Origin of the sequence: uncultured Campylobacter sp., from assembly GCF_938018035.1 — a bacterium.
Lineage (GTDB): Bacteria > Campylobacterota > Campylobacteria > Campylobacterales > Campylobacteraceae > Campylobacter_B.
The window spans coordinates 1-3039 of record NZ_CALIJF010000014.1; the positions used below are offsets into that span (position 1 = coordinate 1).

Genomic DNA, 3039 nt, shown 5'->3' on the forward strand with positions numbered 1-3039 from the left:
ACGCATAAGCGCGGATTTCAAAGCGCGGCTTAACGCGGCGGGCATCGAGGCGTGGCAGGTGCTAAGCGTCGGCGCTGAGATGCCGCTGCTTGAGGGTTTGAGCTGTGATCTAGTGCTATTTGATACTAAAGGCGCAAATTTGGGCGGCAACGGTATCAGCTTTGATTGGGATATTTTGCGGAGCGTCAAATTTGACTTCGGCATGGCGGGCGGTATCGGCGAACATAACGCGTGCGAGGCGATCAAATTTAGTCCGCGAGTGCTCGATCTAAACTCAAAAGTCGAGGACGAAAACGGCATAAAAGATATGCGAAAAATAGAGAGAATTTTAGAGGTTTTAAAATTTAACAATACATTGGAGTAAATAGAATGTTTAGTAATTTTTGTGGCATAAAAATTCAGGGAAAGTGCTTTCAAAGCGAAGTAAATTTAAATTTTTTCGAGAAAGAGCATCATAGGTTGTGTTTAATCTATGGCAAAAACGGAAGCGGCAAAAGCACTATTTCCCAAGCTTTTGATGCCGTCAAACACAACAATCAATCTCTTATTGCTAGTCAAATTATAGACAAAAGCGGCGCAGCAGTAGATTTAACAAACGAAGATCAGAAAAATAATATTTTCGTATTTAATGAAGAATATGTAAATAGTAAAGTTAAAATTAAAGATAATGGTTTGGACGCGATAGTTTTACTTGGGGACGTGGCAAATATAGATAAGAAGCTTCAAAAAGCAAAAAGGATTAACAAAAAATTAGAAGAAAGAAAAAGTAAATATCAAGAAGAGTTCCAAAAATATAATGATAGACAAAACACGGATAATCCTGAAAAATACAAGGATGATATAATAAAAATTTTAAAAGAAAAATTTGGGAACAGATGGAAACAAATAAACAATAAAGAGCGCATATCAGGTGATGTTTGTTCTTTTGAAAGTGCAGAAAATATCATAAATGCTTTTGCAATAGATGCAAATGTGAATGAATTAAAAAATAACTTTGATGAAAGACTTAAATCTTACGAAGATATCCGAAGCGATTTAAATTTTACAGAAGAGATAAAACAGTTAAATTTTGAAGACATTAAGCAGCTTTTGCTACACCGAGTAGAACAAAAACAATTAAGTCCGAGAGAAGAAGAAATAAAACAAATTATACAAAGCGACCAAATAACAAAAAATATAATGGAAGGCGATAGTAATATTTGCCCATATTGTTTTCAAAAGCTAACAGATGAGTATAAAAAAGAAGTTTTATCAAGTTTAGAAGCTATTTTTAATCCAGAGATACAAAACCATCGGACGAATTTAGAAAATAAGAAACTGGAAATTCAAAATTCACTAAATTATTTAAAAGATTTGCGAGACATTGATAAGTTAGATAAAGATTTGTTTGATACTATAAAAATGAAAATTGATAATTGCCAAACTGAAGTCACTGAAAAACTAAATCAAAAGATACAAAATCCATTCGTCGCCCTAAATTTAGATACAAATTTTGATAACTTAGTTAATGAATTGAATCGAGATTTAGATCAGCTTGAGCAAAAAAGACAAGCTTTTATGGCACAAAAAGCTAGAGCAGACGAGCTAAAACAAGAGCTTGAAAGATTGAATAAACAAATAGCCTATTGCGAGATAAAAGATAACTTTAACTATTATGAAGAAAAGCTAAGGATTAAGCAGACTTTAAATATCAAAAAAGAACATAATGACAGACGACTGGGGTGTATAAGTAGTAAAATTTCAGAACTAAATGCTCAAAAAAAGCAGATAAATATAGCTCAAGATAAGATTAATGAGCATCTAAAATATATATTTTTTAAAGAAGGTAGGCTTGAACTTAGCGAAAATCAAGGGCAATATGTCTTAAAATCAAACGGCAATAGAGTAAAAGCCAAAGACGTCTCGACCGGCGAGCGAAACGCTATTGCATTAAGCTATTTTTTTACCGAAATTTTCAAAGGCGAGAATAGTAAGGAATTTTATACAAAACCAAAATTTATAGTTATAGATGATCCGATTTCTAGCTTTGATTTTGAAAATAAAGTTGGGATAATGTCGTTTTTAAATTACCAAATTCATAAAATTATGACCGGCTGCAATAAAAGCAAGATGATAATTTTAACTCATGATTTGATGAGCGCGTTTGATATGCAAAAGATTATAAGCAATTTGCCAAAAGTAGAATTTTATGATGAACGAGAAAATAGAAATAAGAAAGATGTTATTTTTATACAAAAAGAGCTCAAAGAACATCAATTTGTGGATTTTGGTAAAAAATATTCAGAATATAAAACTCTTTTGAACGAGATTTATGATTATGCAAATAACTCTATATCAGAAAATATAAATATTGGCAACAACATGAGAAAAGTACTAGAAACCTTTGGCACATTTAATTATCAGTGCGGTATAGAAGATATCGCAAGAGACAAGGCAATAGTAGTCAATTTAAGCCCAGAACAACAAGCGTATTTTGAAAATTTAATGTATCGTTTGGTTTTGCACGGTGAAAGTCATGCAGAGGATAAAACAAAAACTCTTGATTTTTTCTCTTGCATTAGCGAAATTGAAAAACAAAAAAAGACTGCAAAAGACATCCTTTCTCTTCTGTACTTATTAAACAAAGCACACCTGCAAAAGTATTTACAAAAAGAACAGGTAGAAAAAATAGAGCAGTGGGTTGAAAATTGCAAAATTTAAAATACTTATCGGATAGTGCATTGTGCAAATATTATAATAGAATTACTTTATTGTAGTCGTACCTAATATTTATATTAGGCTAATATGCTGCATCTAGGCCTTAAGGCTTTATAAAACCTGTTTAAAATCTTTAAATTTATAATGGTTAATTTCTTTTGAAGCAATTCTGCGCTTCACGGCGAGCATACTCATATCTCATAGCAGGTTAAAATTTGCTCCGCGTCCTCGTCGTAGGCGTTATCGACTAGTACGAGATCGCGGGCGCGCTCGGGTGCGCGATGTGTCTGCGTTTTTCATTTTTACCGGGAGCGAGGAGTGAATATTCACGGTTTTCGATAC

1 protein-coding gene and 1 pseudogene are annotated in these 3039 nt (G+C 32.9%); both read left to right on the forward strand.

Translation table 11 applies throughout. The features are described 5' to 3' along the window. Positions 1 to 364, forward strand: a pseudogene (locus Q0257_RS00485) (phosphoribosylanthranilate isomerase); the annotation flags it as partial. A 5-nt stretch (positions 365 to 369) separates the two neighbouring features. After that, on the forward strand, positions 370 to 2700 hold the full coding sequence (locus Q0257_RS00490; protein WP_298020184.1) for an AAA family ATPase: 2331 nt from the start codon (positions 370 to 372) through the stop codon (positions 2698 to 2700). Positions 2701 to 3039: the final 339 nt, after the last annotated feature.